The 25,946-nt window shown below is 65.9% G+C and carries 26 protein-coding genes and 2 riboswitches; of the genes, 13 read left to right on the top strand and 13 right to left on the bottom strand.

The window, feature by feature from the left end; translation table 11 throughout:
• The first annotated feature begins 205 nt into the window (after positions 1-205).
• A complete protein-coding gene (locus tag AC1Q5S_RS19470) occupies positions 206-1,237 on the top strand; it encodes an integron integrase (RefSeq protein WP_492239264.1) in 1,032 nt (343 codons plus the stop codon).
• 70 nt (positions 1,238-1,307) lie between these two features.
• Here the strand turns inward: AC1Q5S_RS19470 and gcvP are convergent, their stop codons facing one another.
• The 6 genes from gcvP to AC1Q5S_RS19440 all read right to left on the bottom strand — a co-directional run bounded on the left by gcvP (position 1,308) and on the right by AC1Q5S_RS19440 (position 9,038).
• A complete protein-coding gene (gene gcvP, locus AC1Q5S_RS19465) occupies positions 1,308-4,196 on the bottom strand; it encodes an aminomethyl-transferring glycine dehydrogenase (RefSeq protein WP_422206065.1) in 2,889 nt (962 codons plus the stop codon).
• Between the two features lie 27 nt (positions 4,197-4,223).
• Complete coding sequence (gene gcvH / locus AC1Q5S_RS19460; protein ID WP_303838412.1) at positions 4,224-4,598, bottom strand: glycine cleavage system protein GcvH; 375 nt, start codon at positions 4,596-4,598, stop codon at positions 4,224-4,226.
• A 207-nt stretch (positions 4,599-4,805) separates the two neighbouring features.
• Entirely contained in the window at positions 4,806-5,939 is a 1,134-nt protein-coding gene (gene gcvT / locus AC1Q5S_RS19455) for a glycine cleavage system aminomethyltransferase GcvT (RefSeq protein ID WP_422206063.1), read from the bottom strand.
• A 44-nt stretch (positions 5,940-5,983) separates the two neighbouring features.
• Positions 5,984-6,106, bottom strand: a riboswitch (glycine riboswitch).
• A 13-nt stretch (positions 6,107-6,119) separates the two neighbouring features.
• A riboswitch (glycine riboswitch) is annotated at positions 6,120-6,218 on the bottom strand.
• Positions 6,219-6,228: 10 nt separating this feature from the next.
• On the bottom strand, positions 6,229-7,506 hold the full coding sequence (locus AC1Q5S_RS19450; protein WP_422206061.1) for a TRAP transporter large permease: 1,278 nt from the start codon (positions 7,504-7,506) through the stop codon (positions 6,229-6,231).
• Entirely contained in the window at positions 7,503-7,997 is a 495-nt protein-coding gene (locus AC1Q5S_RS19445) for a TRAP transporter small permease (protein WP_422206059.1), read from the bottom strand. Before AC1Q5S_RS19445 ends, AC1Q5S_RS19450 begins: the two co-directional genes overlap by 4 nt.
• Before the next feature lie 69 nt (positions 7,998-8,066).
• Positions 8,067-9,038 (bottom strand): TRAP transporter substrate-binding protein, encoded by a 972-nt coding sequence (locus AC1Q5S_RS19440; RefSeq protein ID WP_303836831.1) that lies wholly within the window; start codon positions 9,036-9,038, stop codon positions 8,067-8,069.
• Positions 9,039-9,442: 404 nt separating this feature from the next.
• Between AC1Q5S_RS19440 and AC1Q5S_RS19435 the strand changes: the two genes are divergently transcribed.
• A complete protein-coding gene (locus AC1Q5S_RS19435; RefSeq protein WP_092698227.1) occupies positions 9,443-9,898 on the top strand; it encodes an Lrp/AsnC family transcriptional regulator in 456 nt (151 codons plus the stop codon).
• 64 nt (positions 9,899-9,962) lie between these two features.
• Here the strand turns inward: AC1Q5S_RS19435 and AC1Q5S_RS19430 are convergent, their stop codons facing one another.
• Positions 9,963-10,250, bottom strand: a complete 288-nt coding sequence (locus AC1Q5S_RS19430) for a hypothetical protein (protein WP_492239263.1) — start codon at positions 10,248-10,250, stop codon at positions 9,963-9,965.
• A gap of 60 nt (positions 10,251-10,310) precedes the next feature.
• On the opposite strand from AC1Q5S_RS19430, the gene AC1Q5S_RS19425 reads away from it, so the two are divergent.
• The gene (locus AC1Q5S_RS19425; RefSeq protein WP_492239262.1) at positions 10,311-10,469 is read left to right on the top strand and encodes a hypothetical protein; all 159 of its coding nucleotides are present in this window, start codon (positions 10,311-10,313) and stop codon (positions 10,467-10,469) included.
• Positions 10,470-10,498: 29 nt separating this feature from the next.
• Here the strand turns inward: AC1Q5S_RS19425 and AC1Q5S_RS19420 are convergent, their stop codons facing one another.
• The 4 genes from AC1Q5S_RS19420 to AC1Q5S_RS19405 form a co-directional block, all read right to left on the bottom strand.
• Positions 10,499-11,293 (bottom strand): ABC transporter ATP-binding protein, encoded by a 795-nt coding sequence (locus AC1Q5S_RS19420; RefSeq protein ID WP_092698223.1) that lies wholly within the window; start codon positions 11,291-11,293, stop codon positions 10,499-10,501.
• A gap of 22 nt (positions 11,294-11,315) precedes the next feature.
• Positions 11,316-12,206, bottom strand: coding sequence for an ABC transporter permease (locus AC1Q5S_RS19415; RefSeq protein ID WP_303836838.1), 891 nt, complete (start codon positions 12,204-12,206; stop codon positions 11,316-11,318).
• 104 nt (positions 12,207-12,310) lie between these two features.
• Positions 12,311-13,276 carry an ABC transporter substrate-binding protein gene (locus tag AC1Q5S_RS19410; RefSeq protein ID WP_492239261.1) on the bottom strand — a complete coding sequence of 322 codons (966 nt, stop codon included), beginning with the start codon at positions 13,274-13,276 and terminating at the stop codon, positions 12,311-12,313.
• A 222-nt stretch (positions 13,277-13,498) separates the two neighbouring features.
• Positions 13,499-15,205: an electron transfer flavoprotein-ubiquinone oxidoreductase gene (locus AC1Q5S_RS19405; protein WP_303836841.1), complete on the bottom strand. Its 1,707-nt coding sequence runs from the start codon at positions 15,203-15,205 to the stop codon at positions 13,499-13,501.
• A gap of 149 nt (positions 15,206-15,354) precedes the next feature.
• On the opposite strand from AC1Q5S_RS19405, the gene AC1Q5S_RS19400 reads away from it, so the two are divergent.
• Complete coding sequence (locus AC1Q5S_RS19400; protein WP_303836843.1) at positions 15,355-16,137, top strand: SDR family oxidoreductase; 783 nt, start codon at positions 15,355-15,357, stop codon at positions 16,135-16,137.
• The gene (locus AC1Q5S_RS19395; protein ID WP_492239260.1) at positions 16,134-16,559 is read left to right on the top strand and encodes an acyl-CoA thioesterase; all 426 of its coding nucleotides are present in this window, start codon (positions 16,134-16,136) and stop codon (positions 16,557-16,559) included. Before AC1Q5S_RS19400 ends, AC1Q5S_RS19395 begins: the two co-directional genes overlap by 4 nt.
• A gap of 84 nt (positions 16,560-16,643) precedes the next feature.
• Here AC1Q5S_RS19395 and AC1Q5S_RS19390 read toward each other — a convergent pair whose 3' ends face one another.
• Complete coding sequence (locus AC1Q5S_RS19390) at positions 16,644-17,216, bottom strand: peroxidase-related enzyme (RefSeq protein WP_303836845.1); 573 nt, start codon at positions 17,214-17,216, stop codon at positions 16,644-16,646.
• Between the two features lie 61 nt (positions 17,217-17,277).
• The gene (locus AC1Q5S_RS19385) at positions 17,278-18,069 is read right to left on the bottom strand and encodes an IclR family transcriptional regulator (protein WP_492239265.1); all 792 of its coding nucleotides are present in this window, start codon (positions 18,067-18,069) and stop codon (positions 17,278-17,280) included.
• A gap of 156 nt (positions 18,070-18,225) precedes the next feature.
• Here AC1Q5S_RS19385 and AC1Q5S_RS19380 point away from each other — a divergent pair, with 156 nt between their 5' ends.
• From AC1Q5S_RS19380 to AC1Q5S_RS19345, 8 genes are all read left to right on the top strand, one after another.
• Positions 18,226-19,233, top strand: coding sequence for a tripartite tricarboxylate transporter substrate binding protein (locus tag AC1Q5S_RS19380; protein ID WP_492239259.1), 1,008 nt, complete (start codon positions 18,226-18,228; stop codon positions 19,231-19,233).
• A gap of 54 nt (positions 19,234-19,287) precedes the next feature.
• Positions 19,288-20,247, top strand: a complete 960-nt coding sequence (locus tag AC1Q5S_RS19375; protein WP_422206046.1) for an amidohydrolase family protein — start codon at positions 19,288-19,290, stop codon at positions 20,245-20,247.
• Positions 20,248-20,257: 10 nt separating this feature from the next.
• Positions 20,258-21,280, top strand: a complete 1,023-nt coding sequence (locus tag AC1Q5S_RS19370) for a Bug family tripartite tricarboxylate transporter substrate binding protein (RefSeq protein WP_303836851.1) — start codon at positions 20,258-20,260, stop codon at positions 21,278-21,280.
• A gap of 53 nt (positions 21,281-21,333) precedes the next feature.
• Complete coding sequence (locus AC1Q5S_RS19365) at positions 21,334-22,020, top strand: RraA family protein (protein ID WP_303836853.1); 687 nt, start codon at positions 21,334-21,336, stop codon at positions 22,018-22,020.
• On the top strand, positions 22,017-22,955 hold the full coding sequence (locus tag AC1Q5S_RS19360; protein ID WP_422206044.1) for an NAD(P)-dependent oxidoreductase: 939 nt from the start codon (positions 22,017-22,019) through the stop codon (positions 22,953-22,955). Before AC1Q5S_RS19365 ends, AC1Q5S_RS19360 begins: the two co-directional genes overlap by 4 nt.
• 109 nt (positions 22,956-23,064) lie before the next feature.
• Positions 23,065-23,988 carry a Bug family tripartite tricarboxylate transporter substrate binding protein gene (locus AC1Q5S_RS19355; protein WP_422206042.1) on the top strand — a complete coding sequence of 308 codons (924 nt, stop codon included), beginning with the start codon at positions 23,065-23,067 and terminating at the stop codon, positions 23,986-23,988.
• Positions 23,989-24,077: 89 nt separating this feature from the next.
• Entirely contained in the window at positions 24,078-25,034 is a 957-nt protein-coding gene (locus AC1Q5S_RS19350; protein ID WP_422206040.1) for a tripartite tricarboxylate transporter substrate binding protein, read from the top strand.
• A 4-nt stretch (positions 25,035-25,038) separates the two neighbouring features.
• On the top strand, positions 25,039-25,941 hold the full coding sequence (locus tag AC1Q5S_RS19345; protein ID WP_492239258.1) for an amidohydrolase family protein: 903 nt from the start codon (positions 25,039-25,041) through the stop codon (positions 25,939-25,941).
• Positions 25,942-25,946 lie beyond the last annotated feature (5 nt).

Raw genomic sequence — 25,946 nt, 5'->3', positions numbered from 1 at the left:
GTCGTCATAATCTGGTCGTCCTGCCTGGGGGAATTTGGGGTGGCCAAGGGTGGGGGAATTTGACCTGGCCATCGGGGTATTGATGCCCAACTAGAAATAGACGACACAAATGGTAACCCGATCAGTCCGCCAAGACAACCACGGAACGTTCAGCCTAACGTAAACCCCATCATCCAGAAAATTAGCCAAACCTAAAATTTCGCGGATGACAGAGCGCCCCGGTCAACCCCCACAGCCCGCCAGCGACCCCGCTGCACCCCGACCGCTCAAGTTGCTGGAGCGCATGCGCATTCACCTGCGCACGCGGCATTACAGCATTCGTACCGAAGAGGCGTATATCGACTGGGCGCGGCGTTTTATCGTGTTCCACGGCAAGCGCCACCCGCAAGAGATGGGTGCGGCCGAGGTGGAGGCGTTTTTGAGCCATTTGGCGATTGATAGGCAGGTTTCTGCCTCCACGCAAAACCAGGCCAAGGCGGCGCTACTGTATTTGTACAAGCAGGTGCTGGAGACGGATTTGCCCTGGCTCAATGAGGTGGTTCAAGCCAAAACACCCAAGCGCCTACCAGTGGTGCTGACGCCCACAGAGGTGCGCGAGCTATTGCTGCACATGGATGGCACCACGGGCCTGATTGCGCAGTTGCTCTATGGCACGGGCATGCGCCTGTTGGAGGCGCTGCGCCTTCGCGTGAAGGATGTGGAGTTTGCCCGCCGCGAAATCGTGGTGCGCGAGGGCAAGGGCAACAAGGACCGCGTGACGGTGCTGCCTGAGAACTTGATAGCGCCCATGCAGGCGCAATTGCAAAAGGCCCGCGTCTTGCACGAAAAGGACTTGGCTGCTGGTTTGGGCCGGGTGTATCTGCCACATGCGCTGGCCGTCAAATACCCCCAGGCGGATCAGAGCTGGGCCTGGCAATGGGTGTTCCCGTCGCCGGTGCGCTCGGTCGATCCGCGCCCCGATGCCCGCACGGGCGAGCTACTGGAGCGGCGCCACCATGTGTACCCCGAATCGGTGCAGCGCGCCGTGCGCGAGGCGGCGCGGCGTACGCAGATCGCCAAGCCGGTGTCGCCCCATGTGCTGCGGCATTCGTTTGCCACGCATTTGCTGCAGGCGGGGTATGACATTCGCACCGTGCAAGAGCTGCTGGGCCATGCCGATGTGAGCACCACCATGATTTACACGCATGTGCTTAACAAGGGCGGGCGCGGCATTTTGAGCCCGCTCGACGCCTTGTAAAACACAAAGGCCCGTCACCGGGCCTTTGTTTTCATATAACAGCGCCATCACAGCGCTGCACCATCATGCTTTACGCGTAGTCGCTCACCGGGATGCAGCTGCACGACAGGTTGCGGTCACCCCAGACGTTGTCCACGCGGCCCACGGGCGCCCAGTACTTGCTGCTGCGCAGGGCGGCCACCGGGTAGGCGGCGGCTTCGCGGGTGTAGGGGCGGGTCCATTCGCTGCCCAGCAGGCTTTCGGCCGTGTGCGGGGCATTCTTGAGCGGGTTGTTGTCCTGCGGCCAGGCGCCGGATTCGATCTGGCGGATTTCGTTCCGGATGGCGATCATCGCGTCGATGAAGCGGTCGATCTCGAACAGCGTCTCGCTCTCGGTCGGCTCCACCATCAGCGTGTTGGGCACTGGGAAGGAGAGCGTGGGCGCGTGAAAGCCGTAGTCGATCAGGCGCTTGGCCACGTCCTCGGCCATCACGCCGCTGGTGTCCTTGAGGCCACGCAGGTCCAGGATGCACTCGTGGGCCACATGGCCATTGGCGCTCGCGTACAGCGTGGGGTAGTGGTCCTTGAGGCGCGCGCTGATGTAGTTGGCCGAGAGGATGGCAGCTTCGGTGGCGGCCTGCAGGCCTTCGGCGCCCATCATGCGGCAGTACATCCAGCTGATGGGCAGCACGGCGGCATTGCCCAGGGGCGCAGCCGACACGGCACCGACGCCACCGGCCACGCCGGCCGTGGCATGGCCGGGCAGGTAGGGCACGAGGTCTTCCACCACGCAGACGGGGCCCACGCCGGGGCCGCCACCGCCGTGGGGGATGCAGAAGGTCTTGTGCAGGTTCAGGTGGCTCACGTCGCCGCCGAACTCGCCGGGCGCGGCCACGCCCACCATGGCATTCATGTTGGCGCCGTCCACGTAGACGCGGCCGCCGTGGCGGTGCACCAGCGCGCACAGCTCCTTGACCTGCGTCTCGAACACGCCATGCGTGCTGGGGTAGGTGATCATCACGCAGGCCAGGTGCGCGCTGTACTGCTTGCACTTGGCCTCCAGGTCGGCCATGTCCACATTGCCGTTGGCATCGCAGGCCGTCACCACCACCTGCATGCCGGCCATCTGGGCGCTGGCCGGGTTGGTGCCGTGCGCGCTGGCCGGGATCAGGCAGATGTGGCGGTGGCTGCCGCCTTGGGCTTCATGGTAGGCCTTGATGGCCAGCAGCCCGGCGTATTCGCCCTGGCTGCCCGCGTTGGGCTGCAGGCTGATGCCGGCGTAGCCCGTGGCCTGGCAGAGCCAGGCGCGCAGCTGCTCGTCCAGCTCCTTGTAGCCCTGGAGCTGGTCAGCGGGGGCAAACGGGTGCACGTTGGCGAACTCGGGCCAGGTGATGGGGATCATCTCGCTGGTGGCGTTGAGCTTCATGGTGCAGGAGCCCAGCGGGATCATGCTGCGGTCCAGCGCCAGGTCCTTGTCGGACAGCTGGCGGATGTAGCGCAGCATGCCGGTCTCGCTGTGGTGGGTGTTGAACACCGGGTGCGTGAGGTAGCTGCTGGTGCGGCGCAGTTCGGCGGGGATCAGCGGCTCCACGCCTTTCTCGAACGCGTCAAACGTGGGCAGTGTCTGGCCATCCTTGGCGAAGATGTTCCACAGCAGCTCGATGTCGGCGCGCGTGGTGGTCTCGTCCAGCGAGATGCACAGGTAGTTTTCGAAGTAAACCCGCAGGTTGGCACCCATGGATACTGCGCGAGCGGCTATGGATTGGGTAGCGCCATCGGTTTTCAGCGAGAGGGTGTCGAACGCGGCTTGCGGGCGCACGGGTGCTCCCAGCTGCTCCAGCCCTTTCGCCAGGATGGCCGTGTAGCTGGCCACGCGCCGGGCAATGCGCTGCAGGCCCTCGGGACCGTGGTAGACGGCGTACATGCTGGAGATCACGGCCGGCAGCACCTGGGCCGTGCAGATGTTGGAGGTGGCCTTTTCGCGGCGGATGTGCTGCTCGCGCGTCTGCAGGGCCAGGCGGTAGGCGGGCTTGCCATGCACGTCCACGCTCACGCCGACCAGGCGGCCGGGCAGGGAGCGCTTGAACTCGTCGCGGCAGGCCATGTAGGCGGCGTGCGGGCCACCGGCACCCATGGGCATGCCAAAGCGTTGCGTGGTGCCCACCACGATGTCGGCGCCCCATTCACCGGGCGGGGTGATCAGCGTGAGGGCCAGCAGGTCGGCGGCTGCGATGAAGGCGGCCTGTTTGGCATGGGCTTTTTCCACGTCGGCGCGCAGGTCGTCGATGCGGCCGCTGGTGGCGGGGTACTGGGCCAGCACGGCGAAATAGTCGCCATCGAGCGCGGCATTCCACTCCTCGGCCGAGTTGGCCAGACGCACCTCGATGCCCAGCGGTTTGGCGCGGGTCTGGATCACCTCGATGGTCTGCGGGTGCGCGTCACCGGCCACCACGAACACGTTGCTCTTGGATTTGACCGAGCGCTTGGCCAGCGTCATGGCCTCGGCGGCGGCCGTGGCCTCGTCGAGCATGGAGGCGTTGGCGATCGGCATGGCCGTGAGGTCGCAGACCATGGTCTGGAAATTGACCAGGGCTTCCATGCGGCCCTGCGAAATCTCCGCCTGGTAGGGCGTGTAGGCCGTGTACCAGGCGGGGTTTTCCAGGATGTTGCGCAGGATGACGCCGGGAATGTGCGTGTCGTAATAACCCTGGCCGATGAAGCTCTTCAAGACCTTGTTTTTGGATGCAATCGCCTTGAGTTCGGCCAGCGCAGCGCTTTCCGTGACCGGCAGCGGCAGGTCCATGGCGCGGCTGCGGGCAATGGAGCGCGGCACGATGGAGTCGATGAGGGCGCGGCGCGAGGCCTCGCCGATCACCGACAGCATGTGCGCTTCGTCGGCCGCGTCGATACCGATGTGGCGGGGCAGGAATTCGGTGGCGTTTTCAAGCGCGCCGAGCGGCAGGGCGGATTGCATCAACATGGGGCAGTCTCGAAGAAGGAAACAGGGTCAGGCGTTCTTGGCGAACTCGGTGTAGTCGGTTTCGCTGAGCAACGCGTCGAGCTGGCTGGCATCGCTGAGCTTGACCTTGAAGAACCAGCCCGCATTGAGCGGGTCGGAGTTGGCCAGCGAGGGGTCGGCACGCAGGGCTTCGTTCACTTCGACGATCTCGCCCGAGACCGGCATGTACACATCGGCCGCGGCTTTGACCGACTCGACCACGCCCGCCACGTCGCCCTGGGCAAACGTGGTGCCCACGGCGGGCAGGTCGACAAACACCACATCGCCCAGGGCATCCTGGGCATGCACGGTGATACCGACCACGGCCGAATTCGTGTCGGCGGCGTTGATCCATTCGTGGTCTTTGGAGAATTTGACGGTCATGGGAAAGCTCCTCAAGCAACTAAAAAAAGAAAGGAATCTGCAATGTAAGCGGATTAGCGAAGCCAGCGGCTACATGCCAAACTGCGGCCTTCGCTCTGTGCGCGGGCGCATACCAGTGCCACCGCGCAAGGGCCGCCCCGCCGCGCTGGAGGCGTCCCCCTTCCAGGGGGAAGGCGCCGCAGGTGACTCAGGGGGTAGGTCATTCCGTCAGCCGCGGAAGTAATTGGCAGGCACAAAAGGCATGGCGCGCACTTCCATGGGCACGGCCTTGCCGCGCACCATGGCATTCACCCGCGTGCCGATGGCGGCAAAGGCGGGAGCCACATAGCCCATGGCCACGGGTTCGTTCACCGTGGGGCCCAGCAGGCCGCTGGTCACTTCGCCAATCTTCTGGCCGTCGGTGCTCTGCAACTCGGTGTGCTCGCGCACGGGCACGCGCTCCAGCGCGACCAGGCCGACGCGTTTGCGCGCGAGGCTGGCGGGGTTGTCGAGCTGCGCCAGCACCTTGTCGGCCCCTGGGAAGCCGCCCGCGCGCGCGCCGCCGGTGCGGCGCACCTTCTGGATGGCCCAGTTGAGTGCCGCTTCGGGCGGGGTGGTGGTGGTGTCGAGGTCGTTGCCGTACAGGCACAGGCCGGCTTCCAGGCGCAGCGAGTTGCGCGCGCCCAGGCCGATGGGCTTGACTTCGGGCTGGGCCAGCAGGGCGCGTGCCAGGGTCTCGGCCTGGGCGGCGGGCACCGAGATCTCGAAGCCGTCTTCACCCGTGTAGCCGCTGCGGGTCACGAAGCAGTCGCAGCCTGCGATGGAAAAATCGCCACCCGTCATGAACACCAGCTTTTCAATGCCCGGAGCCAGGCGCGACAGGGCGGTGACGGCCTGGGGGCCCTGCAGCGCCAGGAGCGCGTGGTCGGGCATGGGCACGACGTCGCAGCGCTGACCGATGCGGGCCTGGATGTGCGCCATGTCACCCACCTTGCAGGCGCCGTTGACGATGACAAAGAGTTCGTTGTCGGCCACGCGGAAGAACATCAGGTCGTCGATGATGCCGCCCTCGTCGTTGAGCAGCAGGCCGTAGCGCTGCTTGCCCACGGGCAGGTCGATCACATCGACGGGCACCAGGCTCTCGAACGCGGCGGCGGCATCGGGGCCGACGAGCTTCAGCTGGCCCATGTGCGATACATCGAACAGCCCGGCGGCCTGGCGTGTGTGCAGGTGCTCGGCCATCAGGCCTGCAGGGTACTGCACGGGCATGGAATAGCTGGCAAACGGCACCATGCGGGCGCCCAGTTCAATGTGCAGGGCGTTCAGGGGCGTGGCGAGCAGGGCGGTGGCAGGTGCGGACATAAGAGCTCCAGGGCAAATGGGGGGCGTGGCACGAATGCCACGCGATTTGCCCTGCTGTCCGCTTTACCTGAGAGATTCACCGCGGCGCCCTGGCTGGCCGCGCGGCTTGCTCCTTCGGTGGATGGCCTGCACCTGCAGTGCGGACATCTCTCTCCAGCAAGGGAACGCCCGCATCGCTGCGGGCGGCTGCCAGTCCTTTTGCCTGAGCGTTCGGCTGCTGCCTGCGCCTTCGGCGGCCCTTTTGCATGGTGCTGCGGGGCTCTCTCCTGACAATCGGGCGATTCTACCGTTACTTGGCGTACACCAGATCGCGCAGGAACAGCGAAAGCGAGGGCATGTAAGTGATGACCATCAGGCATACCAGGATCACGCCGACGAACGGCAGCAGATGCTTGACGATGCGGTCCAGCGAGATGCGCGCCACCGTGCAGGCCGCAAACAGGTTCACGCCAAAGGGCGGCGTGATCATGCCCAAAGCGAGGTTCACCACCATGATCAGGCCGAAGTGCACCGGGTCCACGCCGAAGTGCATGGCCACGGGTGCCAGGATGGGCGCCAGCACGATGATGGCCGCGCTGGTCTCGATGAACATGCCGATCAAGAACAGCGCGGCGTTCACGCCCAGTAAGAACAGGGCAGGGGATTGCAGCACCGCCTCCAGCCAGCGGCCAATGGCATCGGGCACGCCGGCGCGCGTGATGAGGAAGGCAAACAGCCCGGCGTTGGCAATGATGAACATGATCACCGCCGACGAGAGGGCCGACTTGCGCAGGATGGCGAAGAGGTCCGCCAGGCGGATCTCGCGGTAGATCACCACGCCCACCACCAGCGCATAGAACACGGCCACGGCCGAGGCCTCGGTGGGCGTGAACACGCCGCCATAGATGCCGCCCAGGATGATCACGGGCATCAGCAGCGCCCAGCCGGCTTGCAGCGTGGCACGGCCCATGGGCATGCGGCCGTCGCCATCGTTCTTGCCCCAGCCCTTCCACTTGCAGTACCCCCACACGAAAAGCATCAGTGCGGTACTGATCAGCAGGCCGGGGCCAAAGCCGGCGATGAACAGCTCGCCAATCGACACCTCGGCACTCACGCCGTACAGGATGAGCGGAATGGAAGGCGGGATGATCACGCCCAGCTCGGCGCTGGTGGCCTGCAGGGCGGCCGCGTAGCTGGTGGGGTAGCCGTGCTTGATGAGCGCCGGGACCAGGATGGCGCCAATGGCGAACGTGGTGGCCACCGACGAGCCCGACACGGCGGCAAAGATCATGCAGGTGAGCACGCAGGTCATGGGCAGGCCACCCTGCACGCCGCCCACGATGCTCTTGGCGAATTCGACCAGGCGGCGCGAGATGCCGCCGGTTTCCATGAGGTTGCCCGCCAGGATGAAGAAGGGAATGGCGGCCAGCGGAAACTTGTTGATCGAGGCGAACATCTCCTTGACGGAAATGAGCATGTTCGCGTTGGACGCCTGGATGCCCAGGATGGACGCAAGGCCGATGGAAACGGCCACGGAAACGGTGAGTGCAAAGCACAGCACCATGGTGGAAATCATCACGGCGCTCATTGGGCTGTCTCCAGTTCCATGCGCAGGGGGTCGATGAGGTTGCCGATGATGCCGACGACGCAGAAAAGGCCGCCCACCGGCATGGCCAGATAGGCCCAGAACATCGAAACCGACTCCAGCCCGGCCATGCTCTGCACGCCGCCGCGCTGGGCGTAGTCCCAACCCCACCAGACGATGACGCCGATCAGTGCCAGCGCGGCCAGCGCCACCACCCAGTCGAGCACGCGGCGAATGCGTGGCGGGCTCCAGCGGTACAGCACGTCCACGCTCACCATCGCCCCCTGGCGGAAGGCCGCGGGGATGGCCAGAAACACCATCCAGATCAGGCTGAAGCGGATCAGCACCTCGGTCCATTCGGCGGGCTGCTCGAACACGAAGCGCATCAAAATCTGGAACATACCCAGCGTGGACGCCACGGCCAGCATGGCGCAGGCGGCCAGCATGGCGCTGAACGTGGTCCAGCGCTCAAAGGTTAGAAAAGTATTTTTCATGAATGAAAACGCCCGCTGGCGCAATGCCGGCGGGCGTTAATAGCTATTGAAAATAGAGCGGCAAGAAGATTATTTGTAATTGCGGATCTTGTCGAGCGCGGCCTTGCCGAACTGTTTTTCAAATTCGGCGTTGACCGGGGCCAGCGTCGCCACGAACTTGGCCTTGTCGATGGTGTCGATCACCGTCATGCCCTTGGCGCGCAGGTCGGCCACGCCCTTGGCATCGTCCTCGTCCACGCGGGCGCGGTTGGCCTTGGTGCCTTCCTTGGCGGCATCCAGAAAGGCCTGCTTGTCGGCGGCGCTGAGTTTGTCAAAAGCCGCCTTGTTCATCACGAAGATGCAGGGCGAATACACATGGCCGGTGAGTGTGAGATGCTTTTGCACCTGGTCGAACTTGGCCGAGATGATGACGGGCAGCGGGTTCTCCTGCCCGTCCACGGTGCCTTGCTGCAGGGCCGTGAACACCTCGGGAAACGCCATGGGCGTGGTGATGATGCCAAAGCCCTTGTAGGCGGCGATGTGCACCGGGTTCTCCATGGTGCGCATCTTCAGGCCCTTGAGGTCGCCCGGCTCCTTCACGTCGCGCTTGCTGTTGGTCATGTGGCGAAAGCCGTTTTCGGCCCAGGCCAGTGCCTTGAAGCCCTTGGCGTCGAACTTGGTCAGCAGGTCCTGGCCGATGGGGCCGTCGAGCACCGCGCGCGCATGGGCCTTGTCGCGGAACAGGAAAGGCACGTCCAGAATCTTGGTTTCGGGGACAAAGTTGGGCACCGGGCCGGTGGAGCTGAAGGCCAGTTCCTGCGTGCCCAGTTGCACGGCTTCAATCGACTCGCGCTCGCCGCCCAGGGCGCCGTTGTAGAAGGTCTGCACCTTGTAGCGGCCGCCCGTGCGCTTTTCCACTTCTTTGGCGAAGGTGTCGATGGCCACGCCCTGGTGCGAGTTCTGCGCCACCGAAATGCTGATGCGCATGGTGGTCTGCGCGGCGGCGCTGGCCATGAAGCCAAGGGCAAGGCCGAGGCCAACGACGAGTCGGGTCAATTGCATGGTGTCTCCTGAAGGGGAAATGTTGGCGTGCTGCTTGCGCTGCAGGTTGCGGCGCAGACAAGCGCTGCAGCCTGCCAAAAATTATGGCGCTGCAACACCTGGCTGGGCATCGGGGTTTGTGCGGGTCAGCGTGCTGATCCGCGGCGCGCGGGGCTGATGGCAGGGCGCCGGGGTCGCGTGCGCGACAGTGCCATGCGGGTGGACTGGGGGGAAGCTGCTTGCCAAGTGCCCCGTGCGGGCGGTAACCCGCCGGGGCCTTGTCAGTTTGTGCACTCCGGTAAGAGCGCCTTGATGCAAACAAGTATGCCGCCGGGGTAGTGGATGGTTCTTCTGAATTTGCGATGATTTTCGAAATTTGCAGAAAAATATTCTGAAAAATTCAAATTTAGAAAATAATACGATGCATGGACCGTCTTGACAGAAAAATTCTCTCCGTTTTGCAGGCCAACGCCCGCGCCAGCCTGCAGGAGATCGGCCAGGCCGTGGGCCTGAGCCCCTCGCCATGCTGGGGGCGCATCAAAAAAATGGAGGAGGCCGGTGTGATCGAGGGCTACACCGTGCGCCTCAATCCGCGCGCGCTCGATCTGTCCGACACGGTGCTGGTGATGGTCACGCTCGACAGCCATTCCGACAACACGCTGGAAAAATTTGGTGAAACCCTGGCCAGCATTCCCGAGGTGATCGAGGCGCACCTGGTGTCGGGCGACTACGACTACCTGCTGCGCGTGGTGGTGAAAGACACGCGCGACTACGAGCGCCTGCTGCGCGAGAAGCTCTACAAGATCAAGGGCATACGCCACAGCCGCTCCAGCTTTGTGTTGCGCACGCTGAAAAAGGCGGATCTGCCCCTGGGGGTGTAATTTCGGGGTTTATGAATAAAAGCAGCAGCCATTGCTTGCTGGGTAAGCGCTGGCAGCTGTCAAATCAGCCGTCAACCTCGGTGCGAAAGCGTCCCAAGGCTGTCGACAATGCCGCCTCCACGCGCAGCGCAGCGCCCATGGGGGCCGAGGACAGCGGCGAGGCCACGTAGGCCACCATGTTGGCGACTTCTTCTCGCTGCGCCGCGCGGCCGAGGGTGGACGAGGGGTGGTTGTGCTGGACGAAAGCCACGCCGGTTTCCTCCAGCGTCTGGCCGGGCAGCACGCTGTTGACGGCCGGCTCTGACGCAATGAACACCGCACGGCCCCAGTTGCGCTCCCGCATCTGCGGCATGCAGGCGCGCGACCTGCGCAGCCCCGGTGCCTGGGCATCATCCTGCAGCCCGCGCCGCTGGTGGCCGCCGACCTGCGCGCACGGCGTCGGGTCCCGGTGCTGTCGGGTTATGCGCCGCTGTCGCTGCCGGTGCATCCGCTGACGGCACCGGGGCGGCTGCGCGCCCAGAAGCTGCAGCGCTTTGTGGACTGTGTGGTGGAGGTGCTGGGGATCGATTGATCGTGCGCGCTGCACGCCGCCGCGGGAATTCAGCCCAGCAGCAGCGCGTCGTCGGCCAGCTTTTCGCCGCGCACCTTCTCGAACATGTGCAGCAGATCGGGCACGTCCAGGCGCTTGCGTTCTTCGCCCGACACATCCAGCACCACCTGGCCCTGGTGCAGCATCACGGTGCGCTCGCCCACATCCAGGGCCTGGCGCATGCTGTGCGTGACCATCATGGTGGTGAGTTTGCTTTCGGCCACGATGCGCTCGGTCAGGCGCAGCACGAAGTCGGCGGTGCGTGGGTCGAGCGCGGCGGTGTGCTCGTCGAGCAGCAGGATGCGGGACGGCTGCAGCGCTGCCATGAGCAGGCTCACCGCCTGGCGCTGGCCGCCCGAGAGCAGGCCGATGCGGTCGGTGAGGCGGTTCTCCAGCCCCAGGCCCAGCGTGGCCAGGCGTTCGCGAAAGCCTTCGCGCATCGATGCCTTGACGGCGCGGCCGAGGCCCCGGAAGGTGCCGCGGCGCTGCGCCAGTGCCATGTTTTCCTCGATGGTGAGGTCTTCGCAGGTGCCGGCCATCGGGTCCTGGAACACGCGGGCCACGCGCTCGGCGCGGGCCCACACGGGCATGCGCGTGACATCCACGCCGTCGATGGCGATGCGGCCGCTGTCCACCGACTGGTCGCCCGAGATGGCGTTGAGAAAAGTGGATTTCCCGGCGCCGTTGGAGCCGATGACGGTGACGAACTGGCCGGCCGGAATGTCCAGCGACATGCCGCGCAGGGCGCGCGTTTCGATCGGCGTGCCGGGGTTGAAGGTGATTTCGAGGTGTTGGGCGCTCAGCATGGGGCTCTTTCGGTGCGCGGGTTCAGGACGGCTTGCGCTTGGCGAACTTGCGCTTGAGCTGCGGAATCACCAGCGCCACGGCCACCAGCACGGCGGTGACCAGGTTCAGATCCTGCGCCTTGAGGCCGATGAAGTCGCTGTTGAGGGCCAGCGCAATGAAGAAGCGGTAGGCAATGGCGCCGATGACCACGGCCAGCGTGGCATAGACCAGGCGGCGCGAGGGCAGGATGCTCTCGCCCACGATCACGGCGGCCAGGCCGATCACGATGGTGCCGATGCCCATGGAAATGTCCGAGCCGCCCTGCGTCTGCGCAAACAGCGCGCCGGCCAGGCCCACCAGGCCGTTGGAAACCGCCATGCCCAGCAGCAGCATGGCGCCGGTGTTCACGCCCTGGGCGCGGGCCATGCGGGCATTCGAGCCAGTGGCGCGGATGGCCAGGCCCCGTTCGGTGGCAAAAAACCAGTCCAGCAGCAGCTTGGCGGCCAGCACGATGACGACGAGGATCAGCGGGCGCGCGATGTAGTCTTCCATGCCTTCGGGCTGCAGCAGCACGAACAGCGTAGGGTCGTTGATGAGGGGCACGTTCGGGCCGCCCATGATGCGCAGGTTGATCGAGTACAGCGCAATCATCATCAGGATGCTGGCCAGCAGGTCCATGATCTTGAGCCTGACGTTGAGCCAGCCGGTGATCAGCCCGGCCACGGCGCCTGCCGCGGTGGCGGCCAGCGTGGCAAGCCAGGCGTTGGTGCCGGTGGAGATCAAAATGGCGCAGACGGCGCCGCCCAGCGGGAAGCTGCCATCCACTGTGAGATCAGGAAAGCGCAGCAGCCTGAACGAGATGAACACGCCCAGCGCCACCAGGCTGAAGATCAGGCCGATTTCGACGGCACCGAGCAGGGAAAAGAAGGACATGGGGCAGCGGGGCGAGGGATTGAAAAACAAAGCAGGAGCCACGCGGGGCATGGCTCCTGCCGGAGGGGCCGGGCGGTAGCCCGGCCCTGCAGCGCCGGTAGCGCTTATTGCACGATTTGTGCGGCCGACTTGACCAGTGCGTCAGACAGCTTCACGCCCTGCTTTTCGGCAGCGCCGGGGTTCACGAACAGCTCCATCTTGGTGCTGATCTCGGGCTTGATGTCGCCGGGCTTTTCCCCCTTGAGGATGCGCACCACCATGCGGCCGGTCTGCTCGCCCAGGTCGCGGTAGTTGATGCCGAAGGCGGCGATCGCGCCACGCTTGACGCTGTCGGTGTCCGACGCCACCAGCGGGATCTTGGCCTCCTGGCCCACCTTCACCAGCGCTTCGTAGGCCGACACCACATTGTTGTCGGTGCTGGTGTAGATCACATCGACCTTGCCGATCAGGCTGCGCGCGGCGCTGCTGACGTCCACCGAGCGGGGCGCTGCGGCCTCGACCAGCGCCATCCCCAGCTTGGGCAGCAAGGTCTGCAGCTGCTTGACCACGACGACCGAGTTGGCTTCGCCAGGGTTGTAGACCACGCCCACGCGCTTGGCACCGGGCACCACCTGCTTGACCAGGTCCATCTGCTTGTCCAGCGCCAGCAGGTCGGACACGCCGGTCACGTTGGTGTGCGACGGCTCCCAGTTCTTCACCAGCTTGGCGGCGACGGGGTCGGTCACCGCGGAGAACACGACGGGCACCGTCTTGGTCGAGGCAATCACGGCCTGGGCCGAGGGCGTGGCAATCGCCACGATGGCATCGGGCTTGTCACCGACGAACTTGCGGGCGATCTGCGCTGCGGTGCCGGTGTTGCCCTGGGCGCTCTGGTATTGCCACTTGAGGTTCTTGCCGGCTTCGAAGCCGGCGTCCTTGAGGGCCGCCTGCACGCCGTCGCGCACGGAGTCGAGGGCGGGGTGTTCGACGATGGCGGTCACTGCGACGGATTTTTGCTGGGCGCTGGCAGGTGCCACGGCGGCCACGGCCAGGGCCAAGGCGCCCAGGGACATCCAGGGCAATTGCTTCATGTTCATCTTCGCGGTCTTTCTGATGGGGGATGGATACCACCGGCCTGGGCAGGCTGCTTTGGGGCCAGCCGGCAAGTTTACTGCGCTGGGGCTGGTTGCCGACTGGCGGGGCCCGCCGTCCCGCGCGAGGGCCGGGTTTTCAGCAGCGCAGGGCTGGAATATTCATGAAAAAGGCCTGCAATGCAGGCCCGTAAAGCATCATGCGCTATTGATTTTGATAGCTTACATGCCAGAGTAGTTGGGGCCGCCGCCGCCTTCGGGTGTGACCCAGACGATGTTCTGCGTCGGGTCCTTGATGTCGCAGGTCTTGCAGTGCACGCAGTTTTGCGCGTTGATCTGCAGGCGCTGCGCGCTGCCGCCCTGGGCTTCGTCGGGCACAAACTCGTACACGCCAGCCGGGCAGTAGCGGGCTTCGGGGCCGGCGTATTTGGCCAGGTTGATGTTCACCGGCACGCTCGCATCCTTGAGCGTCAGGTGCGCCGGCTGGTTCTCGGCGTGGTTGGTGTTGCTCACGAACACGCTGGAGAGGCGGTCGAAGGTGATCTTGCCATCGGGCTTGGGATAGACGATGGGCTTGCACTCGGCTGCGGGCTTCAGATAGGCGTGGTCGGGCTTGTCGCGGTGCAGCGTCCATGGGATGTGGCCCTTGAGCGCGAACTGCTCGATACCGTTCATCACCGTGGCCACCGTCAGGCCCTTCTTGAACCAGGCCTTGAAGTTGCGCGCCTTGTTCAGCTCGGTGTAGAGCCAGCTGGCCTCAAAGGCCTGGGGGTAGGCGGTGAGTTCGTCGTGCTGGCGTCCTGCGGTGATGGCGTCGTAGGCCGCCTCGGCGGCCAGCATGCCGGTCTTGATGGCGGCGTGGCTGCCCTTGATGCGGCTGACGTTGAGGTAACCGGCATCGCAACCCACCAGCGCACCACCCGGGAACACGGTCTTGGGCAGGCTCATCAGACCACCGGCCGTGATGGCGCGCGCGCCGTAGCTGATGCGCTTGGCCGGCTTGATGCCCTTGGATTCGTCGCCTTCCAGGTAGTAACGGATGTTGGCGTGCGTCTTCCAGCGCTGGAATTCCTCGAACGGGCTCAGGTACGGGTTGGCGTAGTCCAGGCCGGTGATGAAGCCCAGCGTGACCTTGTTGTCTTCCATGTGGTACAGGAAGGCGCCGCCATAGGTGCTGTTGTCCATGGGCCAGCCGGCCGTGTGCAGCACGAAGCCGGGCTGGTGGCGGGCGGGATCGATTTCCCACAGTTCCTTGATGCCCAGGCCGTAGGTCTGCGGGTCGCTTTCCGCATCAAGCTTGAAGCGGGCAATGACCTGCTTGCCCAGATGGCCGCGCGCGCCCTCGGCGAAGATGGTGTACTTGGCGTGCAGCTCCATGCCCAGCTGGAAGTCGCCCGTGGGCTCGCCTTCCTTGCTCACGCCCATGTTGCCCGTGGCCACGCCCTTGACGCTGCCGTTGTCGTTGTAGAGCACTTCGGCGGCGGCAAAGCCGGGGAAGATCTCCACGCCCAGGTTCTCGGCCTGCTGGGCCAGCCAGCGCGTGACGTTGCCGAGGCTGACGATGTAGTTGCCGTGGTTCTGAAAGCAGCCTGGCAGCAGGAAGTTGGGGGTGCGGAACGACGATTTCTCGCCCAGGAACACCATGGCATCGTCGGTGACGGGCTGGTTCAGCGGGGCACCCTTTTCCTTCCAGTCGGGGATCAGTTCGCTGAGCGCCTTGGGGTCCATGATGGCGCCCGACAGGATGTGCGCGCCCGGCTCGGAGCCTTTTTCGAGCACCACGACCGACACATCCTGGCCTTTTTCGGCGGCGAGCTGCTTGAGCCGGATGGCGGTGGACAGGCCGGCGGGGCCGCCGCCCACCACGACCACGTCGTATTCCATGGCTTCGCGGGGACCATACTGGGCAAGGATTTCCTGGTTTGTCATGGGTGTCTCGTCGGGCATTTGATAATGAAGGAATGTTCTACAGGCCGTGCCGCACGGCACTGTCTGGCCAGCGACTGATTGTATTCATGCGAACACGCACAATCGGACGCGCATATTTCCTCTGTTTCTGATTTGTGGAGAAACTCTCAATGGCTTACAGCATCGATTTGTCCGGCCGCGTGGCTCTGGTGACGGGCGCATCCAGCGGCCTGGGGGCCCAGTTTGCGCGCACCCTGGCCCGTGCGGGCGCCGGGGTGGTGCTGGCCAGCCGCCGGCTGGAAAAACTGAAGGAACTGCGCGCCCGCATCGAAGGCGAAGGGGGCGACGCCCATGTGGTTGAGCTCGATGTGACCGACCACGCTTCCATCAAGGCCGCAGTGGCCCATGCCGAGACGGAAATGGGCTCCATCGACATCCTGGTCAACAACTCGGGCGTGAGCACCACGCAGCGCATCCAGGATGTGACACCCGACGATTACGACTTCATCTTCGACACCAACGTCAAGGGTGCGTTCTTTGTGGCGCAAGAGGTGGGCAAGCGCATGCTGGCGCGCTCGCGCGGCGCGGCGCCGGGCAGCTTCACGGGCGGGCGCATCATCAACATCGCCTCGATGGCCGGGCTCAAGGTGCTGCCGCAGATCGGCGCCTACTGCATGAGCAAGGCCGCCGTGGTGCAGATGACCCGCGCCATGGCGCTGGAGTGGGGGCGTTTCGGTATCAACGTGAATGCCATCTGCCCGGGCTATATCGATACCGAGCTCAACCACCACCATTGGGACACCGAGCAGGGCCAGAAGCTCATCGCCATGCTGCCGCGCAAGCGCGTGGGGCAGCCGCAGGACCTGGATGCCCTCATCGTGATGCTGGCCAGCGACCAGAGCCACTTTGTCAATGGCGCGGTGATTGCCGCCGACGACGGTTTTGCGGTATGAAGATTGAAATCCCCGAGGCCAAGAAGCTGGTTTTTGAAATGCGCTTTCCCGTGCGCTGGGGCGACATGGACGCCATGGGCCATGTCAACAACACCGTTTACTTTCGCTACCTGGAGACGGCGCGCATCGAGTGGATGGTGTCGGTGGGCTGCAACCCCGACCCGAAGGGCCAGGGCCCGGTGATCGTCAATGCGTTCTGCAACTTCTACCGGCAGCTGGAATACCCGGCCGATGTGCTGCTCAAGCTGTATGTGAGCGACCCGGCGCGCACCACGTTCGAGACCTGGGGCACGATGGAGCGGGTGGACCAGCCCGGTGTGGTCTGCGCCGCCGGTGGCGCCACGACCATCTGGGTGGATTTCCCGCAGCAGAAGGCCGCACCCTTGCCCGACTGGCTGCGCGCATTGGTCTCGGCGGACTGAAGCTTGGGTGAAATAAGGCTCAAGTGCTTATGAATTAAGTGCTTGAAGCTATCAAATAAGTAGTAATCCTGCGGGGCCTGACTTTTATTTCTGCCTGGGCACCCGCCCCATCAGATAGAACTCTGGGTTGGGCTGCATGTCCGCAAAGCTGGCCATGCGGTTGGAGAGGCCAAAGAACGCCGTGATGGCGGCAATGTCCCAGATGTCCTCGTCATCCAGGCCGTGCGCGTGCAGGGCGGTGAAGTCGGCGTCTTCCACCTCGTGCGCGCGCTGGCAGACCTTCATGGCGAAGTCGAGCATGGCGCGCTGGCGCGGCGTGATGTCCGCCTTGCGGTGGTTCACGGCCACCTGGTCGGCCACGAAGGGTTTCTTTTCGTAGATGCGCAGGATGGCGCCATGCGCCACCACGCAGTACAGGCACTGGTTGGCCGCGCTGGTGGCGGTGACGATCATTTCGCGCTCGCCCTTGGTCAGGCTGCCTTCTTCCTTGAGCATGAGCGCATCGTGGTAGGCAAAAAACGCCCGCCATTCGGCCGGGCGGCGCGCAAACGCCAGGAACACATTGGGAATGAATCCGGCTTTTTCCTGCACTTCCAGGATGCGTGCGCGGATGTCTTCGGGCAGGGTGCTCAGGTCGGGAAAAGGGTAGCGGCTCATGCGGTCTCCTGTGTGTGGTGTTGTCTGGCGGGTTGACGGTAGGACAGCAGTGTGGCCCGGATTACGGATGCCATTGGGTGGCACGCACCGGACTCTGTGATGGCGCGGCCGTGTTGCCTGCCAGAGCGTACGACAGGCGGGTGGCGGCAGCGACCACGGTCTGGGCGAGGGCTTCGAGTTTATTGGCGGGCAGGCGCGACGCCGGGCCCGAAATGCACACCGATCCCATCAATCGCCAATGCATGCCGAACACCGGGGCCGACACCGTGGCCACGCCCTGTTCGCGCTCGCCGATGGACCAGTGGTAGCCCTTCTTGCGGATATCTTCATAGGCCTTGCCTGGCTCGCCCGAGAAGGCCAGGATCACGCGGCCTGGCGAGCCCTTGTCCAGCGGCAGGCCCTCGCCCATGCGCGCATGGTGGCGCAGGGCCTGCGGGCCTTCCACGCGCACCAGGCAGGTCCGCACATGGCCCTCGCGCACGTAAAAGGCGGCGCTTTCGCCTGTGGCGTGGGTGAGTTCGCGCAGCGCCGGTTCCAGCACGTTCTGCACATCAAAGCCCGCCTGGTAGCGCGCGCCCAGCCAGCCTGCGGCCGGGCCCAGGCGCCAGTCACCGTCTTCGCGTTGCACCATGAAGCCCGAGTGCGCCAGTGTGCGCGCCAGGCGCAGCACCGTGGTCTTGTGCAGGCCACAGCGGCGGCTCAGTTCGGCCAGCGGCAGGCTGGATTCACCCAGCGCAAAGGCCTCCAGCACCTGCAGGGCGCGCGTGACGGCGATGACGCCACCGGTGTCTTTGGCTGCCGCCGCAGCGTCTGTGGCGGGTGGCTCCGGGGCCTTGGGTGGCGCAGGGCGCAGGGGTTGTGCAGGGCTGTTGCTCACGGCGGAATTCGTTTCGTTGTATGCAACTGCATTGTATGGGTTGAAACGTCTGCGTAAAGTTGCACCCACGGCGCTGGGCTTGAGGAACTCTTGCACAACGGCGTGACGAACCACCATAACGGAGACAAATCCATGCCAGTGCTTTCATCGCTTTCGCGTTCCTTCGGTGCACCGCTGTGCGCTGCCTTTCTGGGCCTTGCCTCTGCTGCCATACCCACCGGCGCCGCCCTGGCACAGGCTGCCTATCCAGCCAAGCCCATCCGCCTGATCGTTCCGTTCCCGCCCGGTGGCGGTACCGACATGATTGCGCGCACCGTGGCGCAAAAGCTTGCCGACCAGAACAAATGGAATGTGATCGTGGACAACCGGCCCGGTGCGGGCGGCAACCTGGGTGTGGACGCTGCAGCCAAGTCGCCGGCCGACGGCTACACCCTGGTCATGGGGCAGACCAGCAACCTGGCCATCAACCCCACGCTGTACCCCAAGCTGCCCTACGACCCTCTCAAGGACCTGGTGCCCGTGGCGCTGGTGTCGTCCTCGCCCATCGTGGTGGCAGCACCGGCCAATTCGCCTTTCAAGACCTTCGCCGATGTGGTGGCGGCCTCCAAGGGCAAGCCCGATGCGCTGACGCTGGGCTATTCGGGCAACGGCACGGTGGCCCACCTGGCGGGCGAGCTGGCCGAGAACGCCGCAGGCATCCAGCTGCGCCACATTCCCTACAAGGGCGCGGCCCAGGCCATGACGGACCTGGTGGGCGGGCAGATCGACCTGTACATGTCGTCCGTGCCCACGCTGCTGGGTCAGGTGCGCAACGGCAAGCTCAAGGTGCTGGCCATCACCTCGGCCAAGCGCTCATCCCAACTGCCCGACGTGCCCACGCTCGCGGAGTCGGGCTACAAGGGCTTCGAGGCCGTGACCTGGTTTGGCATCCTTGCTCCCGCCGGCACCCCCGCGCCTATCGTGGCGCAGCTCAACAAGGCCATCAACGCGGCCCTGCAGCAGCCTGAGGTGGCCGACAAGCTGCGCTCCGAGGGCGGCGACGTGCTGGGCGGCTCGGCCGAGCAGTTCGGCCAGCTGTTGCGCGCCGAGGTGCCGCGCTGGGCCAGGATCGTCAAGGACTCGGGCGCCAGCCTGGACTGACTGACGCCACCGCCAGGCACCACCGCCCCTTTTCACGCCCACCGAGCCCTCGCCATGCCCAGCGAAAGCACTGCTGCGCCCGTACGTTTTTCGGCCGGCACCGCAGCGCCCCGCACCGCAGTGCCGGCAGGGGCCTGCGACTGCCACGTGCATGTATACGACAGCCGCTTTCCCACGGCACCGGGCGCCAAACTGCTGCCACCGGATGCGTCCGCGCAGGACTACCGCGCGCTGCAGCAGCGCACCGGCACCACCCGCGTGGTGCTGGTCACGCCATCCACCTACGGCACCGACAACCGCAGCATGCTCGGCGGTCTGGCGGCATTGGGCGCGATGGGGGTCGAGGCGCGCGGCGTTGCCGTGATCGATGGTACCGAGAGCGATGCCGAACTGCTGCGCCTGCACGCTGCCGGCGTGCGCGGCGTGCGGCTCAACCTGTCGCTGGGTGTGTCGGGTACGGTGAATTCGCTGGAGCCGCTGGCGCACCGTATTGCACCACTGGGCTGGCACCTGCAACTGTTGATGGCGCCCGACCTGCTGGTGGCGCGGGCCGACGTGCTGCGCCTGCTGCCCGTTGCGCTGGTGTTCGACCATTTTGGCCGCATACCGCCCGCGCAGATGGGGCAGGTCGCGCATGCGTTGCTGCTGGAGCTGCTGCAGAGTGGGCGTGCGTGGATCAAGCTCTCCGGTGGCTATATCGTGAGCGCCAGCCACAGCGTGGACGACCCTGCACTCGACCCGTTGGCCGCCAGCTACCTGCGCTGCGCGCCCGAGCGCGTGGTGTGGGGCAGCGACTGGCCCCATGCCACGGCCACCGCCGGTGTGCACCCGCTGCCCGACGACGCCTTGCAGATCGACCGCCTGGCCGACTGGGCCCGGCAGTCGCCCCAGGCGGGCGGTGCCACCACGCTGCAGCGCGTGCTGGTGGACAACCCCGCCACGCTGTACGGCTTTGCACCCGTGGAGTCCATTGCACGGGCCCCATCGATTTCCCTTCCCCTTTCGACGACCTGAGAGACAAGCCATGACTGCATCGACCACCCCATTTCCATCCTGCAGCCGCGCGCGCCGCCACCTTCTCGCTGCTGTGGCAGGCGCAGTGCTGCTGAGCCCGCTGTGGAGCGGCCCTGCACGGGCCCAGGGCGACTGGCCGGCCGGCCGGGTCATCACCTGGGTCGTGCCCTACCCACCGGGCGGCAGCACCGACGTGCTGGGCCGCAATGTGGCGCAGCGCGTCGAAGCGGCGCTGTCCACCAACGTGATCGTGGACAACAAGGCCGGCGCCACCGGCACCATTGGCGCGGCCTTTGTCGCCAAGGCCGCGCCCGATGGCTACACGCTGCTGGGCACCTCCATCGGCCCGCAGGCGATCGCTCCGCACCTCATGGGCAAGCTGCCGTACAACCACATCACGGCCTTCGAGCCCGTGGTCACCATCGGCACCATTCCGCACATCCTGGTGGTGGGCGCGAACCAGCCCTTCAAGACCCTGGCTGATTTATTGGCCGCTGCCAAGGCCCAGCCCGGCAAGCTGGCGTTTGCCTCGGGCGGCAACGGCACCATCCTGCAGATGCAGGGCGAGCTGCTGCAGCAGCAGACGGGTGCGCGCTTCATCCACGTGCCCTACAAGGGCGACACCCCGGCGCTTCAGGACACGCTGGCCGAGCAGGTGCAGTTCATGTTCGCGCCGGCCGCCGCCGCGTTGCCCCATGTGCAGGCCGGCAAGCTGCGTGCGCTGGCCGTCACCTCGGGCCAGCGCCTGAAGGCCTTGCCCGCTGTGCCCACGATGGGCGAGGTCGGCATGAAGGACTTCGTGGTCGAACAGTGGCAGGCCGTGTTCGCACCTGCCAAGACACCCGCCACCGTGGTGCAGCGCCTGAACCAGGAAATCAACAAGGCCCTGAAGGACCCGGCCGTGGTCGCCCTGGCCGACAAGCTGGGCGTGACGCTGGTGGGCGGCACGCCCCAGCAGTTGGGCGACCTGCAAAAGGCCGACTCGGTCAAGTGGGCCAAGGTCATCAAGGACGGAAACATCAAGGCCGATTGAGCGCGGTCCGCCCACACCCTCCCATTTCTTCTCACACCAACCGGACGAAACCCATGAGCCAACTCCCTGAAATCATCCGCACCATCGACCGCGTGAGCGCCGATGTGGTGCAAAAAGCCGCCACCTTCCAGGCTGCCATCCTGGCCGACGTGGCCGGCCGCCGCGGCACCCTGCACAGCCGCGTGGCGCCCGTGCACCAGGCCATGAAAGTGGCCGGCCCTGCCTTCACCGTGGAGGTGCGCCCTGGCGACAACCTCATGATCCACGCCGCTATCGCGCTGGCCCAGCCGGGCGACGTGCTGGTGATCGACGGCAAGGGCGACCAGACGGCGGCCCTGATGGGCACGCTGATGCTCAGTGCCTGCAAGAAGCGCGGCCTGGCCGGCGTGATCGTGGACGCCGCCATCCGCGACAAGCTGGAGCTCCTGGAGCTGGACTTCCCAGTGTTCAGCGCCGGCTTCAACCCCGCGGGCCCCACCAAGTACGTGCCCGGCCGCATCAACCACCCCATCAGCGCCGGTGGCGCCGTGGTGAACCCTGGTGACCTGGTGGTGGGCGACGCCGATGGCGTGGTCGTCATCGAGCGCGCAAAAGCCCCCGCCATGCTGGCCCTGGCCGACAAGAAGGTGGCCGACGAAGCCGCCCGCATCGAAGCCATTGCCCGTGGCGACACTGCATCGAAATGGCTGCCCGCCGCCCTGCGCGCTGCGGGCGTGCTGAAGGAAGGGGAATCGCTGTGAGCCACACCATCATCGTGACGGGCGCTGACCTGGCGCAACAAGCCCTGGATTTGCTCACGGGCTACGCGATCGTCTACGCGGGCAAGACGCCCACCGAAGACGACCTGGTGGCCCTGTGCCGCGCGCACAACCCCGTGGCCATCATCGTGCGCTACGGCAAGGTGGGCGCGGCGGTGATGGACGCGGCCCCCGCGCTCAAGGTCATCTCCAAGCACGGCAGCGGCACTGACACCATCGACAAGGTGGCCGCGAAAGCCCGTGGCATCGAGGTGGTGGCCGCCGTAGGCGCCAACGCTGCGGCCGTGGCCGAGCAGGCCCTGGCCCTGCTGCTGGCCTGCGCCAAGTCGGTTGTGGCGCTGGATGCCCGCATGCATGCCGGCCACTGGGACAAGGCCACGCACAAGAGCCTGGAACTGGGCGGCCGCACCGTGGGACTGGTAGGTCTGGGCGCCATCGGCCTGCGCTTTGCCAAGATGGCCGACGCACTGGGCATGCGCGTGATCGGCTTCGACCCCTTCGCCAAGAACCTGCCGGACTATGTCCAGAGCGTTCCGCTAGAGACCATCTGGCGCGAATCCGATGCGGTCTCTTTGCACTGTCCGCTGACGGATGACAACCGCAACCTGCTCAACGCCGTCACCCTGGCGCAGTGCAAGCGCGGCGTGATCGTGGTGAACACTGCGCGCGGCGGCCTCATCGACGAGGCCGCGTTGCTGGCTGCTGTGCGCTCGGGCCAGGTCATGGCCGCCGGGCTGGACAGCTTTGCGGTGGAGCCCATGACGGCGGGCCACCCCTTCCAGGGCGAAAAGAACTTCATCCTCAGCCCCCACATCGGCGGTGTGACGAGCGACGCCTACGTGAACATGGGCGTGGGCGCAGCGAAGAACCTGCTGGCAGTTCTTCAGCGCAGCCCGTGCGCGGCCATACCGAGCTGACGGGCGACAGACTTTCAACCAAGGAGACAATGCGATGCGACATGAACTCAAAATAAACCGGTCTTTGGCGTTTGTTCATGCAGCGCTATCGGCTATTGCATTCACGGCGATGAGCAGCGCCATGGCGCAATCAGCCTACCCCGCCAAGCCCGTGAAGCTGGTGGTCGGTTTTGCGGCCGGTGGCCCCACCGACGTGGTGGCACGCGCCTTTGCTGACCACGCCAGCAAGGCGCTGGGCCAGCCCTTCATCATCGACAACAAGCCCGGTGCAGGCACCATCATTGCCGCGCAGGCCGTGGCCAGCGCCCCGGCCGATGGTTACACGCTGCTGTTTGGTGCCACCAACCACACCATGATTCCGGCGCTGTACCAGGGCCGCGTCAAGTTCGATGCGGTGAAGTCGTTCCGCCCGCTGTGCACGGTGGCTGGCAGCCCCACGGTGCTGGTCGTGGCCCTCAGCCTGCCCGTGAAGACGCTGGCCGACTACCAGGCCAAGGCACGCGCCGAGCCCGGCCGCGTGACCGCCGGCACGGCCGGGGTGGGCAGCTCGGGCCACTTCGCCACCGAGGTGTTTGCCCGCGCCCAGGGTCTGCAGCTCAACCATGTGCCCTACAAAGGCGCCGCGCCGGTGGTGACGGACCTGATGGGCGGCCAGCTCGACAGCTCGTTCGCCACCCTGGGCTCGGTGCTGCCGCAGATCAAGAGCGGCAAGCTGCGTGCGCTGGCCGTGGGCGCCTCCCAGCGTTCTGCCCTGGTGCCCGATGTGCCCACGTTTGCCGAGGCAGGCGGTGGCAACTATGCCGCCGACGTGTGGTACGGCGTGCTCGCCCCTGCGGGCCTGCCAGAGCCCATTGCTCAGGCGCTGGAGCGCACGGCGGCCGACTTTGCCAAGAGCGAACCGGTGGCCGAGAAGCTGCGCAGCATGGGCATGGAGCCCGAATCCGTCTGCGGCAACGCCTTTGCGGGCCGCGTGGCGCAAGAGGTGACCACGTACAGCCAGATTGCCAAAGCGCTGGACCTCAAAACAGATTGATAGAGACCTCCCCCTGAGGCGCCACGGCCGTGAAACACCGCTACCGCCTTTCCTCGTTTGTTGATTGAATCCCACCCAAGGAGATACCCATGTTCCGCTTCCTCAAACCTCTGATCGCTGCCTGCGCCCTGGCTGCTGGCGTCGCCCATGCTGCCTTTCCTGAGCGGCCCGTCACCATCGTCGTGCCCTATGCCCCTGGCGGCGCGGCCGATGCCGTCGCCCGTGTGCTCGCCACCCGCCTGGGCGCCAAGCTGGGCGGCAGCGTGATCGTGGACAACAAGGCCGGCGCCAGCGGCACCATTGGCGCCAGCTTTGTGGCCAAGGCCCCGGCGGACGGCTACACCATGCTGTACGACGCGACGCCGCACTCCATCAACCCGCACCTGTTCCCCAAGATGCCCTACGCCAGCACTGCGCTGCAACCGCTGTCGCTGGTACTGCTGGCGCCCAACGTGTTGATCGTCAAGAGCGATGCGCCTTACAAGAACGTGGGCGAGCTGATCGCCAAGGCCAAGGCCCAGCCCGGCAAGATCAACTTTGCCTCGGGCGGCAGCGGCACGGTGCAGCGCCTGGCGGCCGAGCTCTTCCGCCAGCAACTGGGCCTGGACATGGTGCACGTACCCTACAAGAGCGGCGGCCCCGCCATCACCGACGTGATGGCCGGCCAGGTGGACTTCATGTTCGGTACCGTGGCCGCCACCTACCCGCATGTGTCGGGCGGCAAGCTGCGCGCGCTGGCCGTGTCGGCGCCCGAGCGTTCCAAACGCCTGCCCGATGTGCCCACGGTGGCCGAGGCGGCCATCCCCGGCTACGAGGCCTACGAGTGGAACGGCATGTTCCTGCCCGCAGGCGTGCCCGCCCCCATCGCCACCAAGCTGCAGCAGGCCCTGCAAGAGGTGCTGAAGGAAGACGAAGTGAAGCAGCGCTTGTCCGACTTGGGCGCGCAGCCCGTAGGCTCCACGCCCGCAGACTTTGCCGCATTCCTCAAGAAGGAGGACGCGAAGTGGGGCGAGGTGGTGCGCAAGGGCAATATCAAACTGGATTGAGCCGATGGCATTGCCTGCGCTGACCACGCCCGTGCCGCACTCGGTGGGGGTGAACCGTCCGCAGCGCCAGCTGCCGCCCGGTGCGTGCGACAGCCACATGCACATCTTCGACCCGCGCTTTGCGCCGTCGGCCCACTGGCCGCGCACGCCGCCGGTGGCGCCCGTGGCGGTGTACCGGCAGCTGCAGGCACGCCTGGGCACCACGCGCACGGTGGTGGTCACGCCGTCCACCTACGGCACCGACAACGCCTGCACGCTGGATGCGCTGGACCAGCTGGGCGATGCTGCGCGCGGCGTGGCCGTGGTGGGCGAGGACGTGAGCGCCGACGAGCTGGCCCGCCTGGCCGCGCACCGTGTGCGCGGGTTGCGGGTCAACTTTGTCTCGCCCCAATCGTGGGGTACCACCACCCCCGACATGCTGGCCACGCTGGCCCGCAAGCTGGCCGAGCACCCGGCCTGCGCGGGCTGGCACATCCAGATCTTTGCGCACCCCGAGCAACTCATCGCGCTGGCGCCCCGGCTGCGGGCTCTGCCCGTGCCCCTGGTCATTGACCACCTGGGCCGCATCGACCCAGCCGAAGGCCCTGCGGCCCAAGCGCACGGCGTGGTGCGCGGCCTGCTGGATGGGGGCAACACCTGGGTCAAGCTCTCGGGTGCCTACATGCGCTCCACGGTGCATGGCCCCAGCTACGCCGATACGTTGCCTCTGGGCCGCGCCCTGGTGCAGGCCGCGCCCGAGCGGCTGGTGTGGGGCAGCGACTGGCCCCACACCACCGAGGCGCCCGGCACCGTGAACGATGCCGACCTGGTGGACTTGCTGCAGGCCTGGGCCGGCAGCGACGCGGCCATGGACGGCATCCTGGTCGACAACCCGGCGCGGCTGTATGGTTTCGATGCCCTTCCTTGAACACG

It is taken from the genome of Acidovorax sp. GW835-FHT14B10 (assembly GCF_058793725.1).
Note: the sequence above shows the minus strand (reverse complement) of the source record. Positions and strands in the feature narration are given on the sequence as shown.